This is a genomic window from Ruminobacter amylophilus (assembly GCF_900115655.1).
GTDB lineage: Bacteria > Pseudomonadota > Gammaproteobacteria > Enterobacterales > Succinivibrionaceae > Ruminobacter > Ruminobacter amylophilus.
In genome coordinates this window covers 1-1,704 of sequence record NZ_FOXF01000099.1, presented here as the reverse complement: position 1 = coordinate 1,704, position 1,704 = coordinate 1, and the positions used below count along the sequence as shown (strand labels likewise).

General features: G+C 48.4%; 3 protein-coding genes. All 3 read left to right on the top strand.

Annotated features, from left to right (window positions below; genetic code table 11):
* The first annotated feature begins 79 nt into the window (after positions 1-79).
* A complete protein-coding gene (locus tag BMY80_RS11905; RefSeq protein WP_093143956.1) occupies positions 80-763 on the top strand; it encodes a virulence protein in 684 nt (227 codons plus the stop codon).
* The gene (locus BMY80_RS11900) at positions 747-977 is read left to right on the top strand and encodes a DUF4314 domain-containing protein (protein WP_093143954.1); all 231 of its coding nucleotides are present in this window, start codon (positions 747-749) and stop codon (positions 975-977) included. Before BMY80_RS11905 ends, BMY80_RS11900 begins: the two co-directional genes overlap by 17 nt.
* 125 nt (positions 978-1,102) lie before the next feature.
* Positions 1,103-1,704: amidoligase family protein (locus BMY80_RS11895; RefSeq protein ID WP_177178601.1), on the top strand; the 602-nt coding region annotated here is incomplete at its 3' end.

Below are 1,704 nucleotides of genomic sequence, written 5' to 3'. Positions count from 1 at the left end.
CACAAATTGACTTGATATAGTGTTTTGACAGAGCAAATATGTCCCTAACGAAAACGAACACAAACATGGAGACATAACGATGAAGATCGATTTTAACCTCAAAGGCGCAGAGCGCAAGGAACTGGTCAAGGCTATCTCAAGGATTACCGGAATCAAGGCTGAATACCAGGGCATGCCGACCACCAATTTTGTGATTGGAGACTTCACGGTAACCGCTGAAGGAGCTCTGGTTTACGATGACAAGATTGATGCCGGGGAGCTTTTAAACGAACTTGCCGAGGCAGGCTTTGAAGGAACCGCCGATAAGTCTGAAGGAAAGGAACTTAAAGTTCCTGAGCCGAATATCCTCACCATTGAGATGCCTGCCGACAAGGTAAACACAGAAAACCTGCAGAAGCTCCTTGATGCCAAGGGAGCACTCATCCGCAAGGCACTCGGGATTGACAACCTTGCCTTTGAAATTCAAGAGGACAGAGTTTCCTTCCCGTGGTTCATTGATCCGGCTCCTGACTATGCCTTAGCCTACACCCAGTTCATTGCCGCCATCTGCAAAATGAGCACCGAGCAGAAACGAGTCACGGCAAAGGTCAGGGAAATAAACAACGAGAAGTACGCTTTCAGATGTTTTCTGCTCCGTCTCGGTTTTATCGGCGAGGAGTTCAAACAGAGCCGCAAAATTCTGCTTTCCAACCTTGACGGCAGTTCAGCCTTCAAGACGGTGAAGGAAGAGCCAAAGGAGGTTCACGATGAAGTTTCCGAGTAGAGAAATTGTTGAGCGCCTCCGCAGGGAATTTCCCAAGGGCACCGTGGTTGAAGTGGTACACATGAATGACGAGCATGCACCTCCTCCGGGAACTCTCGGAACCGTTATGCATGTCGACGATATTGCAACGATTCATGTGCGCTGGCAAAACGGCTCAAGTCTGGGTTTAGCTTTCGGGGAAGACGTATGTAGAATCGTCAAAAATAGCAAGTAAATCAATGATTTATATACAAAATAAATATCGAAATATAATCGATTATTAAGTTGCTATAGTGTGCCTTCAGAGTGAATATACACACAACAAAACGAACAAACATTAACCAAAAAGAAGGCACAAAAATGAAAGAAAAAACCTTAAAGCAGATTGAAAACCTTAAGAACCAGACAATCGGAGTTGAAGTTGAGATGAACTGCATTACCCGCAAGGATGCCGCAAGAATTGCCGCAGAGTTTTTCGGAACCCACAGGGTTGAAGATACCGCCTACCGCAACGGTTACTGCACGGTCAGCGCATGGGACGCACAGGGACGCGAATGGAAGTTCCAGAAGGACGTAAGCATCGCCGGCGACGACGCCCACAAGTGTGAAATGGTTACCCCGATCCTGAACTACAGCGATATCGAAAGCCTGCAGGAGCTTTGCAGAAGACTGCGCAAGGCCGGAGCAAAGAGTGACGCCACCCGGGGATGTGGAATCCATATTCACCTCGGACAGGGAGATCACACACCGCAGACCCTGCGCAACCTTGCCAACATCATGGCAAGCCACGAGAGCCTTTTAGCCGAAGCCCTTAAGCTTGACCAGCACCGCATGGCAAGATACTGCAGAACGGTTGATCCAAGATTCCTTAAGGAACTCAACAAGAAAAAGCCGCAGACCATGGATGAGCTCGAAGACATCTGGTACATCAGCCAGGGCGAGAACTACGGCAGAGACCACCA

Coding starts and splice junctions, on each gene's coding strand:
- BMY80_RS11905 (WP_093143956.1), top strand. CDS start 80: ATGAAGATCGATTTTAACCTCAAAGGCGCAGAGCGCAAGGAACTGGTC.
- BMY80_RS11900 (WP_093143954.1), top strand. CDS start 747: ATGAAGTTTCCGAGTAGAGAAATTGTTGAGCGCCTCCGCAGGGAATTT.